A 13,870-nucleotide genomic window follows, 5' to 3' on the forward strand; every position below is an offset into this window, starting at 1 on the left:
GGGAATGTGAGTCGACCTGACCAGACCTACGATCGAGCGCTGCTGCGGGAACATCTGCTGAAAACGCGGATAGCGGGTGATGTCGCGACGCCTCGGGAGGGGAATCTCGCGAACTATCGCAAGATGGTGTCGAAGGACCCTGGGTATCAGTTCGGGCTGACGCTGAAGGATTGGACCTTCGCCGAGACGCTGGAGATGATGGCGCGTCTGTGCGGGGTCAGCCCCGACCCGCGGCATGTGCGGGGTCCGGACACCATTGACGTCGACCTGACGCTCGACGCGCTCGACGCGATGGGAGCGCGGATCGGGCTCGCCGCTCGTCGTCGGGAGACGGTGATCCTGGCGACCGGGCATCCGGACACACTCATGGGCGTCTATCGCGCTGTCGAGGACGCGTTACGCGCGGCAGGATGCGTGGTGCTCGTGCCGGCTGCCGGGTGGTCCTATCGGGTCACCACGCCGTGGGGCCCGCAGCATCGCGAGATCCTCTACACCTCGGGAGTTGCCGCGCTGGGCACCGACGGCACGCTGCGACACACTCATGATCCGCATCCGATGCGGGCGGCCCTGCGGGAGTTGCGCGCGGCCGAAACCGGCCAATGGCCCGACCTGGTCGTCGCCGACCACGGCTGGGCCGGGGCGGCAGGGGAGGCGGGCATCGAGACCGTGGGATTCGCCGACAGCAACGACCCCGCACTGTTCGCCGGGCGAGCGGAGGGGAAGATCGCGGTCACGGTGCCCCTCGATGACGGAGTCCATCCCGACTACTACGGTCCGCTGACCGCTTATCTGCTCGGCCAGGCCGGACTTACCGGCTGAGGTCACCCCGGTGCCGTGTGTCGCGCACGATGGTTTCCAGATCCGACTGCGCCGGGCGCCAGGGTAATTCGGCCATAGCCTTGGTGGGGTCGCTGATCAGGGCGGCCGGTTCGGGCATCGGTGGCCTATGGGTCAGCTGAATTCGACGGCCGGTCCGCCGCTCGACCGCGGCCACGACGTCGAGAATGCTGCTGCCGCGGCCGCTGCCGATGAGAAAGCGCCTGAATTCGCCTTTCGGCGGCATGTTCTCGATACACGCGACGAAAGCCGCTGCGGCGTCGTCGATATGCAGATAGTCGCGGACAGCGCTGCCGTCGCCGTTGACTTCCAGAGCCGAGCCATGCCTCGCGGCGGCGAATGCTCGGGGAATCAAGCGCGTCGGATCGGGATCCGCGCCGCCGGCCACGTTCATCAAGCGCAGCACGGTAGCGGACAAGCGACCGGTGCCCGCCTGCGCGCTGATCGCCCACTCGGCGGCCAGCTTGCTCGCCGCGTACGGGTGCGGGGGCGCGTCGGGTAGACGCTCTGTCATCGGCTGTCGTTCGGGGGTTCCGTATATCGAGCCGGTCGAAGCGAAGACGAGCCGCGATATTCCGGCGGCGGCCATGGCGTCCAGCAACGCGACGGTCCCGCCGGTATTGACGCGGAAATACCGCAGCGGATCGGCCGCCGACTCGCGCGCCCGAGTAAGCCCACCGAGATGGCACACCGCCTCCACGCCGTCCACAGCTATCCGAAGCCCGTCCTCATCCAGCAGGTCGGCGACCCGAGTCGTCACCCGCGGAGGCGAACCGCTGTCGCGAACCATCGCGATCGGCTCGTGCCCGGCTCCAGCCAGCAGTCCTACGACCGCCTGGCCCAGATAGCCGTTCGCTCCGGTAACGAGAACGCGCACACCGTGATGGTATGGCTTGAACCATGCGATCGCCGGAGGACGGAGAGGCGATGCGCGGTGCGCAAGCGCAGCAGATCGATTAGCTGAGCGAAGGCTCGCCGCGCCAGGTCGGGCGGTCAGGCGGTTAGGTCTTGCGCTATACGTATACATCTACTTATAGTGAGACGACGGCCCGTACTTTCCGGGAGCATCGAATCCGTACCGGTAGAGGCGGATTCGAGGTGGGCCGGTCGACGGTAGACGCATGCCCACATGCGCACTGATCTATGAAACGGGGAAATCATGACCACTGATCCGAACAACCTGAGCGGCGTGGACACTGCCGAAACGCAGGCCTGCGGCGTCACCATCGTGAAGGAATCGGCGGAGCCGGGCGACGTGGACGACCTGCGCCAAATCGTGTTGCGCGTGGGTCCGGGCGGCGGGCGTCAGCAGCGGTTCTTCGGCAGACTGCTCGGCGAATCCCGCGAATACGGCAAGGTCGGGATGACCGTGGTGCGGGTCTACGTGAGCCGGAAAGGCAAATTCGTGGTGCACCGCCGGGAATCGGACTGGCGCGAAATGTCCGTCGCGATCGACTGGACCGAATGGAAGAATTGGCGCGAGCTGCTGCGGCCCGGCAGCGGCGAGCGCGAGTGGGGTGACTACACGGTGGAGATCGTGGACTCGCCCGCCGAGTTGCGGGGCCGGATTCCGGAGCACATCTACCGGACTGTCGTCGACGTGGCCGAGCACCCGAACTCGCAGGACCTGCAGATCTGAGATACCGCCGCTTTTCCACATCCGGAAAGGATCTATTCGCAGATGTTCGCACGACTGGGGGCCGTGGTCGTCCACAATCCGTGGAAGGTGATCGGCCTGTGGGTGCTGCTCGCCATCGCGGTGGTGGCCGCGGCGCCGGAACTGAAATCCACCACAGACCAATCAGCTTTTCTGCCTTCGCATTACGAGTCCATTCAGGCGTTGGAATTGCAGCAGAAGGCTTTCCCGGACAGCTCCGCTCCCGCGGCGATCATCGTGTTCGCCCGGAAGGACGGCACGCCGTTGACCGGTGCGGACGCCGCGTCGGTCGTCTCGATCGGCAATGAGCTGCGCGACGCGCAGGTCAAGGACGTCATCGGGATGCAACCGACGCCGCCGTCGGAGAACCGCCTGGTCCAGATCATCGCGGTGCAGATGACGAAGGTGACGAATCCGAACGACACCACCCAAGGCGACGCGGTCAAGGCACTGCGCAAGGAGCTGACCGAGCGCGTCGCGAACACCGAGCTGAAGGCGGGCATCACCGGCCAGGCGGCGCAGATGCTGGATCAGCGGGAATCGGGCGACAAGGGGCTGGCCATCGTCGGTATCGCCACCGTCGTGCTGATCCTGGTGCTGTTGCTGGTCATCTTCCGCAGCCCGGTGATCGCGTTGCTGCCGATCGTCGTGATCGGCGCGATCTCCAGCATGGTGAGTGGGTTGATCGCCGTGGTGGCCAAGGCCTTCGACTTGCAGATCGACGCATCGATCAATGCCATTCTGGTGGTTGTGCTGTTCGGTGTCGGCACCGACTACATCCTGTTCCTGATGTTCCGCTATCGCGAGCGGTTGCGCGCGGGCGAGGATTCGAAGACCGCCATGGTCAACGCCGTCACCCGGGTGGGTGAGGCGATCACGTCCGCGGCGGGCGCGGTGATCATCGCGTTCATGGCGCTGGTGCTGTCCACGCTCGGCATGTTCCGCGCCATGGGCCCGGCGCTGGCGATCGCGGTGGCGGTCGCGCTGGCGGCGGGGCTGACGCTGGTGCCGGCGGTGGTCTCGCTGCTGGGCACCAAGGTGTTCTGGCCGTCCAAGGCGTGGCGCATCGAACCGAAGGGCGCGCGATTCACCGCGATCGGCAATGCGCTCGGCCGGCGGCCCGCTGTGTTCGCCGCGGTCTCCGGCGGTTTGCTGGTCGTGCTCGGGATCTTCGCCTTGGGTTTCCACCCCACGTTCGACCTCAGCTCGGGCCAAACTTCGGAGGTCGCCGAATCCGTTGTCTACAGTAAGGAATTGGTCAAGGGCCTGCCCGCGGGGACGACCCAGCCTTCGGACGTCCTGTTGCAGTCCGGCGGTGGCGAATTGGCCGTCGATCAACTCGCCGCCTACCGCGCCGCGCTGGCCGCGGTGCCGGGAGTGGGACAGGTGGGGGAGCCGAAGTTGTCCGCGGACAAGTCGATCGCCGACTTCGCGGTGACGCTCTCCGCCGCGCCGGAGTCGGACGCCGCGCTGGACACCGTCAAGGGACCGTTGCGCGATGTCGCGCATTCCGCGGCGCCCGCCGGTGCTACCGCCGCCGTCGGTGGTCTGACCTCGGTATTCGTCGACTTCCAGGAGGTGATGGCGCGTGATTACGCGATCGTGTTCCCGGTGGCGGCGATCCTGATCATGATCGTGCTGGGGTTGCTGCTGCGTAGCCTGGTCGCGCCGTGGTACCTGATGGCCTCGGTGTTCCTCGGCTTCGCCGCCACGCTGGGTGCGGCGGTGCTGGTGTTCCAGCACTTCCGGGGCGAGACCGGCCTGATCTTCACGCTCCCGGTGATCATGTACCTGTTCGTGGTCGCGCTGGGCACCGACTACAACATCCTCATGGTCGCCCGGTTGCGGGAAGAAGCGCGCGAGGGCAACGAACCGAAACAGGCCGCGGCGCTGGCCCTGCGGCACACCGGCCCCACCATCGCGGCGGCGGGGGTGATCCTGGCAGGCACCTTCGCATCGATGATGCTGGCGGGTAACAACGTTCTCGCACAGATGGGCTTCGCCATCTCGGTGGGCATCGCGATCGCGGCCTTCGTCATGGCGATGTTCTTCACGCCCGCGCTCACGGCGCTCATCGGCCACAAGGCGTGGTGGCCGGGGCACGGGGACGAGAAGCCCGATGGCTCTGGACCGGAGTCTCACGAGGTCGTCGGGACTTCGGTCGGCGAGAGCTGAGCGGACCGGAACTAGCGGACGCCGCGGAGGAGTAAACCAGAATGGAGCTGTGCGCCCGGATTCATCGGGCGCACAGCCTTTTCCGCACGAAGAACGCGCGTCGTGCCCGGACGGTCACCGGTCGCGGGAAACTCCGTGCGTGCGGTCCAGACCTTGTCCGGTGCCGCCACGCTCGATACTCATGCCCACGCGGCCATGTAACCGCCGCTCACGGGTGATGCCGCCGCCCCAGCCGCAGGAGTCTCGCCACCTCCGACAGACGCCCTTGTCGTCCAGCTCTCTCTGAACGCCGCGCCTCACGTTCCTGCTCGGCCGCCGCCGCGCCTCAGCCGCTGACCAACCGCACTACGTCGCGTGGTCGGCCGTGGCTGTGGTTTCCTACGAGACTCAAATCTTGACGTTGGCCCACTTCGCGAACCGGGCCAGGGAGTCGGTTCCGCGCCGGGTATTGGCGAGCACGCGGACGGTCTCGTGGACTTGGGGGTGGTTGCGTGTCAGCGCCGGTGCGATCCGGCGCGCCTGGTCGAGGCTGGCGAGGGCACGCTGCTTGTCGCCGTGAAGCAACCAGGCGCGGGACACGTCGATCCAGTGATGTCCAGCGCGGGATGGCGTCACCGATGCCGGTAGCCGAATCTGCTCGGCGCGTGCGACAGCGGTTGTGCCATTGGACAACTCGACGGGCACGGCGACGGAGTGAATAGCGACGTTCGTCGCATAGCGATCGGCCAGGAAGAACGGCCGCGTGAGCGGTAGTGCCGCCCCGACCCCGACGATCGCGAGGACCAACGCCACCGCGCCGAGCGCGTACAGCGAACCGCGCCGCCAGTGCCGGGGCGAAAGGCCGAGTTCGGACCAGCCGAGACCGCGCCTGCGGACCAGCGCGAGCAGCACGAGCGCCGAGACCGGAACCGTCACGATGCTCGCCCACGCGGTGGTGAAATGTGCGATGAGATTGGTGCCCGCCAGGACGATCACCACCACGGCGACGTCGACGTAGGCGCGCACTTTGTGGCGTGGGCGGGGCGGTACTGCAAGGTCCGGCTCAGACATCTCGACCGAGTCTACGGAACGAGAACACGTTCACCGCGGCTCCGGGCCTTATTGCTGGATCGATCACTTTTCGCCGCCGTTGCGGTCGACCGGGGTCCGCGCCGCATGTGCGGAAGGCGAGGCGGGTGTCGCGGAACCGTGTGCGGAGGCATGGCGCGGCGCTCGGCCGGGTGATCGTGTCGTGGCGACGCCGCTCGATGCGGGCGCTGACCACGGTGTCAGCCGGCCCACCCGTGCGGGTCGGTCCAGGCCTGCAGCGTGCGGCTGGTCTCGAAACGGCGCGGCTCGCGGGTGACCGGATCAGTGAACTCGAGCGAGGCGGCCAGCAGTTGCAGCGGCCTGGTGAAGTCGTCGACCGGCTTGTCGGTGAGCACCGGGTAGAAGTCGTCGCCGAGGATGGGGACGCCGAGGCTGTTCATATGCAGGCGTAATTGGTGGGTCCGGCCGGTGTGCGGGCGCAGCCGGTAGCGGCCGAGGCCGTCGCGGTGCTCGAGCAGTTCGATCTCGGTTTCCGCGTTGGGTTCGCCCGGGACCTCCTGGGCCGCGAGCACCTGCTTCTCCTTGATGATCCGGCTGCGCACCACACGGGGCAGCGTGAGGCCGGGATCGAACGGGGCGATCGCCTCGTACTCTTTGCGCACGGTGCGCTTGTGGAACATGGTCTGGTACGCGCCGCGGCGAGCCGGGTTGATCACGAAAAGCACCAGGCCCGCCGTGACGCGGTCGAGCCGATGCGCCGGGACCAGGTCGGGGAGGTCCAGCTCTCGGCGCAGCCGCACCAGCGCGGTCTGCAGGATGTGCTGACCGCGCGGGATCGTGGCCAGGAAGTGCGGTTTGTCCACCACCAGCAGGTCGTCGTCGCGATGCACGACGGGGATGTCGAACGGCACCACCGTCTCCTCGGGCAGATCGCGATGGAACCAGACCGCGCCGCCGGGCACGAACGGTGCGTCCGGAGCGATCGGCCCGTCCAGGTCGACGATGCCGCCCGCGTGCAGCAGTTCATCGATGCGTGTCGGGGAGACCCGGGGCAGGCGCTCCACCAGATGGTCCCGGATGGTCGCCCAATGGCCCTGCTCCGGTAGTCGCAACCGGGCCGGGTCCAAGCCGTGCCGCTTCGGCAACGGCGGTTGTTGCCGCCTTCTCATCGATACCGACCCTAATAGGTGCGGTCGGACGTGGTCCGTCGTCGGTCTGCGCATGGCCGGAGCGGAGGAGGAGGTACGCACGGTGGACGCAGTCGGACTTCGTCCGTCCTCAGTCCGCGCATGGCCGGAGCGAAGGCGGAGGTACGCACGGTGGGCGCAGTCGGACTTCGTCCGTCCTCAGTCTGCGCATGGCCGGAGCGAAGGCGGAGGTACGCACGGTGGGCGCAGTCGGACTTCGTCCGTCCTTGGTCCGCGCATGGCCGGAGCGAAGGCGGAGGTACGCCTGACCGCAGGCCGGTCACGTCCGAGGTCGCGGGCTCAGTGGGCGCGGATCGCGATGCCCGGGTAATCGAGCACCAAGCCCGACTTGTCGTAGTCCAGCGTGCAGGCGAAGTCGAACTCCGGGGCGGAGTACTGGAACCGCGGTCCGTGCGCGCCGTCGGCGACGCGGAGGTAGCGCTGCTCCAACCGGCCCACCGCGGCGCCGGAGGCGTACACGTAGGCCGTGGGCGCGTCCGCGCCGTCGCCGATCTCCCGCGCGGACCGGTGCACGGGGAGCGCGTTGGTCAGCGCGGAGGACTCCAGGTCCACGTCCAGACAGCCGTCGAGCAGGGGCGCGGGCATGCCGTCCAGCAGCCAGGACCCCGCGCCGTCGGACTCCAGCACCAGCGTGTTCCAGCCGCCTGGCTTGCGCACGGCCACTTGGGCCCGGCGCGTGCGCCATTCGGTGTCCAGCGCGATCCGGTAGTCCACCACCCAGGCCGCGCCGTCCTCCACCGCTGTCGTGCAGCCGTCGATCAGCACGCCTTGCTCGGTGACCCGGAAATACGCCACCTCGAACCCCTCGCGGGCGGTGCGATGACGCCACGCGGCGGTGGGCGGCGGCGGCGCGAACTGCATCGGGTTCAGAATCCGCGCAGCCGGTCCGGCGTGATGCGCAGCACGACGGAGTACTCGGCGTAGAACTGCTCGTCGGTCAGGCCGATCGAGCGAAGGCCCTCGGCGTACTTCGTGGTGAAGGCGTCGATCTCCGCCGAACCGGGCCGTTGCTCGACCACGCGCGCCGTGCCGGTGAGTACCACCACGTCGCCGCCGGACGCGGTGCTGTTGAGGTTCAGCGCGACCCGGGGATTGCGCTGGATGTTGCGCACCTTCGGCTGGCCGGGCTTGCTGAAGATCAGGAACTCGCCGTCGCGCCACTGGAACCAGACGGGGTTGGGCTGCGGTGTTCCGGTGGGGCCGACGGTGGTCAGCCAGAGGATGGACTCGCGGTTCAGGCGTTCGGCGACTTTGGCGCCGAATTCGGTGTCGGTGTCGACGACAGGGGTGGCGGAACGATCGGATGCCGTTGCGGTCATGGCAAGGACAACACCCCGGCCGCCGTGACGATTCCGCGTCGTCGCGGCGGGAGTCACGAGCACGGTGCTCCTGTCACGGCGTGGCCCGTTCGTCCAGCACCATCAGCCGGGCTTCGACCGACGTCCCGCGGGCGCGCCGCCGGACCCGGCACATTTCGACGCTGCAATCCAGGTGCACTTGCATGGCGTGGTGCAGAAACGAAAACATCTCCGTGCCATACATATTCGATCCTCCTGCGGAGCCGGTGGCTTCGCTCGCATTCGAAGGTTAACGATGCACGCGGGCTATCGGACCAGGATGCGGGTTCGTTCACGGAGGTTTCCCGAGCGCGTCGATAGTTCGAAAACAGCGAGTTCGCAGCAGTTTTCGCACATTGACGAAATAAGTCACGAAAGACAACGGCCGGTAGGCGGGGACCGCACGTGGTCTCGGCGGCGGAGCGGGCGACCCGTGCCGTGCCGGACGACCGCCTCCGTGCTCGCGGGTCGATGGACCGCCCGCGAACTCGCCACGGCGCCGGGAGGGCAAAGATAACTTAGGCTAACCTTTCTTGCCGGGCACTTCTGTGTGAGGATGAGGCGATTCCGGTGACGGATGCCGCGAGAGACGAGGTCAGATGACGGTAGAGGTCGCGCCGCTGCCTGCGGCGCAGACGGGGAACCGGCCGCCGAGGGCGGTGCTGAAAGAACGCAAGCAGCAGGAGGCCCAGGCGCGCAAGGAGATCCTCGCGCCCGTGCGCGGCCCGTTGACCGTCGCGAGCATCGTCATGGCCGTCGCGTCGGTGTGCGCGGTCGTGCCCTTCGTGCTGATCGTGGCGGCCTGCCGCGAACTGCTCCAGGATCAGGTGGACACCGATCGGGTGTGGCGTCAGCTGACGATCGCGGTGCTGGTCCTGGTGGTCCGCGCGCTGCTCCAGGCCGCGGCATTGACCTGGACGCACCTGGTCGACGCCGGATATCAACTCGCCGTGCGCCGTGCGCTGGCGGCCAAGCTGACCCGGGTGCCGCTGGGCTGGTTCGGCGAGCGGACCTCCGGCGAGGTGAAGAAGTATCTCCAGGACGATGTGGAGGCATTGCACTACCTGGTGGCGCACGCTCGCCTGGAGTTCGTCGGCGCCGTCACCGTTCCGCTGATCACGTTCGGCTATCTGCTCACCGTCGAATGGCGGCTGGCTTTGGTGCTGCTGGTGCCGGTGCTGGCGTACGGCGTGCTCTACAGCCGGATGATGGACCGGGACGGACGGGACCGCTTCGTGGTCTACACCCGCTCCGAGCAGGCCACCAAGCAAGCCGCCATCGAGTTCGTCGACGGCATTCAGGTGGTGCGCGCGTTCGGTCAGGCGGGCAAGGCGCACAGCGTCTTCCAGGACGCCGTCGAGCACCAGGCCCGCAGCGTGGACCGGCTGAAGACGCCGATCATCAAGGTGCAGGCGGCCTCCGACATCGTCGTCACCCCGGTGTTCGTGATGCTGGTCGTGGTCGTGGCGGGACTGGCCGCGGTGGGCCTGGACTGGGTGGAGCCGCTGGACGTGCTGCCGTTCCTGCTGGTCGGCCTCGGCCTGGGCAGTTCATTGATCGGTCTCGGCTATGGCGCGCAGGCGCTGCGGGCCGCCGCGGTGGCGGCGCAACGCCTGCACGACCTGCAACGGACTCCCGAATTGAGTGACGGTGCGCCGACCTCCGCCGCGCCGGAAGCCGAAGCCGCGCCCGCCGGTCTGGTCCGGTTCGAAGGTGTCGACTTCGGCTATCGTTCCGGCCACGACGTGCTGCGAGGTATCGATCTCGAGCTCGTCCCCGGCACGATCACGGCTCTGGTCGGCCCGAGCGGGTCGGGCAAATCGACACTGGCCAAATTGCTGCCGCGGTTCTACGACGTGGGTTCGGGCCGGATCACCATCGGCGGCCGCGACATCCGTGACTTTCCGAGCGACGAGCTCTACCGCACCGTCGGGTTCGTCTTCCAGGATGTGCGGCTGATCCGCGGCAGTATCAAGGAGAACCTGCGCCTGGCCCGTCCCGACGCCGACGACACCGCGGTGGAGCGGGCCGCCCGCGCCGCGCAGATCCACGATCGCATCGTGGCGCTGCCGCGTGGTTACGACTCGGAGCTCGGTATCGACGCGACGCTCTCCGGCGGCGAGGCGCAACGGCTTTCGATAGCGCGCGCCCTGCTCGCGGACACCCCGGTCCTCGTGCTCGACGAAGCGACCGCCTTCGCGGACCCGGAATCCGAAGCGGCCGTGCAGGACGCGCTGGCCGTACTGGTCGCGGGGCGCACGGTCCTGGTCATCGCACACCGGTTGCACACCATCACCTCGGTGGATCGGATCCTGGTGCTCGAGCGGGGACGACTGGTCGAGCAGGGTGATCACGCGAGTCTCGTCACCTCGGGCGGCGCCTACCAGCGGCTATGGGAGATCAACGAAGCGGCGCTGGGCGATATGACGCTCGTCGACAGTGTGGAGGGTGTCCGATGATTCGCAAGGTGCTGGAACTGGTTCCGGGCGAATTCGCCCATCTGACACCGAAACTGTTCGCCGCCATAGTCGCGCAGGCCCTCAGCCAGGCCGTGGCGTACCTGCTGCTGGTGCCGGTGCTGACCGCGCTTTTCGACGACGACCTCGGCCGTGCGTGGCTCTGGGCGCTCGGCATGTTCGCCGCCGTCGCGGGCGTGGTGGTTTTCGGCTACCTGCAGGCGGCGATCGGCCTGCGCGTCGGCATCGGCATGCAGCGCGGATTGCAGACCCGGCTCGGCGACCACCTGAACGCACTGCCGCTCGGCTGGTTCGAGACCCATGACGCCGGGCCGCTCGGGCGGCTCATGGTCGACAACGTGCGCGAGCTGCAAGGCTTGGTCGCCTATCTGCTGGCCAGGATCTTCAGCGGCGTCATCGTGCCCCTCGCGGTCGCGGTCGGCATGCTGGCGGTCGACTGGCGTATCGCGCTGGCGATGCTGCTCGCCGCGCCAGTGCTCTACCTGGTGAACCGGCTGGCCGATCGCGCATACACCAGCGCGGACCAGCGGATGCACGCGGCGGCGGCCGAAGCCGATTCGCGCGTCATCGAATTCGCCCAGGCGCAGCCGGTGCTGCGGGCGTTCGGCGCGGTGGGATCGGGCAACCGCGCGCTCGACGCGGCGTTGGCCGGGCAGCGCTCGGCCGGATCGCGCATGGTGTTCGCCAGCGTGCCGGGCCTGATCCTGTTCGCGCTGTTCGTGCAGGCCGTGTTCCTGGTTCTGGTGTACGTCGCGGTGGCGCGGGTGACCGACGGCGCCATCTCGGCCGCCGCCGCGATCGCGCTGATCGCGGTGAGCTCGCGGTTCATCGAACCGCTCAACCAGGCCGCGCAGTTGGGCACCGCGCTGCGTTCGGCGGGTGCGGCCGCGGACCGGATCAGCGAGCTGCTCGCCGAACCGGTGCTCCCGGAGGCGGAAACGGCGGTCACCCCGCAAGCACCGTCGGTGGTCTTCGACGACGTGAGTTTCGGATACCGTCCTGGTGAGCCGGTGCTGTCGGGCGTGACGTTCAGCGTGCCCGAGGGCACCACGACGGCCATCGTCGGGCCGAGCGGTGCGGGTAAGACGACCTTGCTGCGGCTGGCCGCCCGGTTCTACGACGTGGATTCGGGCAGAGTTACGGTGGGCGGGCACGATGTGCGCGATCAGCCGTCGGCGACGCTGCTGAGTCAGTTGTCGCTGGTCTTCCAGAACGTCTACCTGTTCGACCAGTCGGTCGCGGACAACATCCGGATCGGTAGGCCGGATGCCGGTGACGACGAGGTGCGTCGCGCGGCGGCCGCGGCGCGCGTCGACGAGATCGTCGACCGGCTCCCGGACGGTTTCGACACTCGGGTCGGTGAGGGCGGCGCGGCGCTGTCCGGCGGTGAGCGGCAGCGGGTCTCGATCGCCAGGGCATTGCTGAAGGACGCGCCGATCGTGCTGCTCGACGAGGTGACCAGCGCGCTCGATCCGCACAGTGAAGCGGTCGTTGTGCGCGGGATGCACGAGATCACCAAGGACAAGACGGTGATCGTGGTCGCGCACCGGCTGGCCACCATCGCCCACGCCGATCAGATCCTGTTCGTGGACGGCGGGCGGATCGTGGAGCGCGGCACGCACGCGGAACTGCTCGCGCTGGATGGCCGATACGCCGCGTTCTGGAACGAGCGATCTCGCGCGTCGGGCTGGCATCTGGAGCCGGTCGCCACCTAGCGGCTCGCACGTCGAGCCGGTCACCGTGGACGCCGAGAACAGCCGGCGCCCATGGTGATCCGTTCGCGCGAGTGGTGCGGCCAGGCGCGGGCGATGACCTCGGTCCCGCCGGGGCGGCCACATACAGGCGGGCCGCGAGCGGATGCCGCCCGATCGCGTAACAGATATTGGCCCAGATCCTCGTTCCCAGCTCACCTGCCATGTCATCGACGGTGAAGCGTCGCGACAATGGGGCGGCGTGATCGAACGGGTTCCCCGTTGGGGGAGGGACCAGGTCAGTGCCGATATATTTGCTGGCGGCGTTGCGCCGCAGACGCATCCGGCTCGAAGGCCGCTACAGCCTTCATCTTCTCGACCTCGGAGGCAGTCATCGGTCGCCACGAGATCCCGACGGTCCGGCCGAGGACGACTGAACCCGCACATGCCTTCCGCCTACTACAACGAGGTCGCTCACGAGTTCACCGCTGTTGCCTCCAGGATCGTTCACACCTTGAGCAAAGCCACCGATGACCTGGCTGAGCGCAGCAGAATCGGCCCGCAACTGCGCTGTGGGGTCAACGAGCTGGTCGACGGCGACCTTCGATGCTCCGGCGGGATCGAACGAGTCGCGTCGGAAGCCACTCATCCGTGGGTGACGCGCACGCCCGCCGACATCTGGCGAGAGGGCTCAATCTCTGAACGGTGGGAGAGCCTCGGTACTCACGATTCCGAGCCGAACGTGCGCCGCGAGGGGGAGAATTCGTCGATTACGTGCACGGAGCATTCGGGTGCGGCGCGGCCGGGGAACGGTGGCGACCGATTCGAGATACCTCCGAGCGAGGCCCAGGAGTTGTACGAACAGGTCCGGGACCGGGAGCCGGATTTCGCTGGAACCGGAAACGGAGTGCACAGGGTCGACACAAGCGCGGGACCAGCTGTGGTCAGATCAAAATTAGATAATCCCGTCGTTACTTTCGTAAAGAAGTGGATGCCCGAGAACACGGCCATAGAATACGCACAGGAGTGTGATGTGAGAACACCTCGGATCCTCTACGCCGGATCGGATCCGTCGACGGGCCGGGAGTTCACAATCATGCAATATGTTTCCGGTGAAACGCGGCCTTTCAATGATCCCGAGCTGCTGCACTGGTTGCCCGATCTTCTGGACCAGGTGCAATCGATCGCCGCGCACCCCGTACCGCCAGGAATGGAAATCGACATTCCGGAGTGGCAGAGACGGGTGATCCAGCATGCCGACGACGCGTATCACAATCTGCCGCCGGAGCGGCGGGCGAAGCTCGAAGAAATCGGGATCGGACCGCTGTCGGAGCATGTTCAGCCGGAATACCGGGACGCTGCCGCCTAAGGGTTGTCCCGTAAGTCCGACGCGGTGATGACGACCTGGACCCGGTTACGGTCAGCGGGCGTGGGCGAGGTTGGCCAGAGTGGCAACTCC

General features: G+C 67.6%; 12 protein-coding genes. 6 read left to right on the top strand and 6 right to left on the bottom strand.

Going from position 1 to position 13,870, the window contains the following annotated elements:
• The first annotated feature begins 6 nt into the window (after positions 1–6).
• Complete coding sequence (locus ACWEO7_RS29265) at positions 7–819, top strand: phosphatase (RefSeq protein ID WP_452427950.1); 813 nt, start codon at positions 7–9, stop codon at positions 817–819.
• Here ACWEO7_RS29265 and ACWEO7_RS29270 read toward each other — a convergent pair.
• Positions 809–1,714: an NAD-dependent epimerase/dehydratase family protein gene (locus ACWEO7_RS29270; RefSeq protein WP_452427952.1), complete on the bottom strand. Its 906-nt coding sequence runs from the start codon at positions 1,712–1,714 to the stop codon at positions 809–811. The genes ACWEO7_RS29265 and ACWEO7_RS29270 overlap by 11 nt on opposite strands.
• Positions 1,715–1,996: 282 nt before the next feature.
• Here ACWEO7_RS29270 and ACWEO7_RS29275 point away from each other — a divergent pair, with 282 nt between their 5' ends.
• A complete protein-coding gene (locus ACWEO7_RS29275; RefSeq protein WP_452427954.1) occupies positions 1,997–2,476 on the top strand; it encodes an EXLDI protein in 480 nt (159 codons plus the stop codon).
• A 42-nt stretch (positions 2,477–2,518) separates the two neighbouring features.
• Entirely contained in the window at positions 2,519–4,669 is a 2,151-nt protein-coding gene (locus tag ACWEO7_RS29280) for an MMPL family transporter (protein ID WP_452427956.1), read from the top strand.
• A gap of 387 nt (positions 4,670–5,056) precedes the next feature.
• On the opposite strand, the gene ACWEO7_RS29285 is transcribed toward ACWEO7_RS29280, so the two are convergent.
• From ACWEO7_RS29285 to ACWEO7_RS29305, 5 genes are all read right to left on the bottom strand, one after another.
• Positions 5,057–5,719 (bottom strand): hypothetical protein, encoded by a 663-nt coding sequence (locus ACWEO7_RS29285; RefSeq protein WP_452427958.1) that lies wholly within the window; start codon positions 5,717–5,719, stop codon positions 5,057–5,059.
• A 218-nt stretch (positions 5,720–5,937) separates the two neighbouring features.
• Positions 5,938–6,867 carry an RluA family pseudouridine synthase gene (locus ACWEO7_RS29290; protein WP_452427960.1) on the bottom strand — a complete coding sequence of 310 codons (930 nt, stop codon included), beginning with the start codon at positions 6,865–6,867 and terminating at the stop codon, positions 5,938–5,940.
• 318 nt (positions 6,868–7,185) lie between these two features.
• Entirely contained in the window at positions 7,186–7,767 is a 582-nt protein-coding gene (locus ACWEO7_RS29295; protein ID WP_452427961.1) for a putative glycolipid-binding domain-containing protein, read from the bottom strand.
• Between the two features lie 5 nt (positions 7,768–7,772).
• Positions 7,773–8,225, bottom strand: coding sequence for a TIGR03667 family PPOX class F420-dependent oxidoreductase (locus ACWEO7_RS29300; RefSeq protein WP_452427963.1), 453 nt, complete (start codon positions 8,223–8,225; stop codon positions 7,773–7,775).
• 73 nt (positions 8,226–8,298) lie between these two features.
• A complete protein-coding gene (locus ACWEO7_RS29305) occupies positions 8,299–8,433 on the bottom strand; it encodes a hypothetical protein (protein ID WP_452427965.1) in 135 nt (44 codons plus the stop codon).
• 409 nt (positions 8,434–8,842) lie between these two features.
• Here ACWEO7_RS29305 and ACWEO7_RS29310 point away from each other — a divergent pair, with 409 nt between their 5' ends.
• The 3 genes from ACWEO7_RS29310 (at position 8,843) to ACWEO7_RS29320 (ending at position 13,780) form a co-directional block, all read left to right on the top strand.
• Positions 8,843–10,702, top strand: coding sequence for an ABC transporter ATP-binding protein (locus ACWEO7_RS29310; RefSeq protein WP_452427967.1), 1,860 nt, complete (start codon positions 8,843–8,845; stop codon positions 10,700–10,702).
• Positions 10,699–12,435: an ABC transporter ATP-binding protein gene (locus ACWEO7_RS29315; protein ID WP_452427969.1), complete on the top strand. Its 1,737-nt coding sequence runs from the start codon at positions 10,699–10,701 to the stop codon at positions 12,433–12,435. Before ACWEO7_RS29310 ends, ACWEO7_RS29315 begins: the two co-directional genes overlap by 4 nt.
• 421 nt (positions 12,436–12,856) lie before the next feature.
• Positions 12,857–13,780, top strand: a complete 924-nt coding sequence (locus ACWEO7_RS29320) for a hypothetical protein (protein WP_452427971.1) — start codon at positions 12,857–12,859, stop codon at positions 13,778–13,780.
• Positions 13,781–13,870: the final 90 nt, after the last annotated feature.

Source organism: Nocardia sp. NPDC004260 (assembly GCF_053603155.1).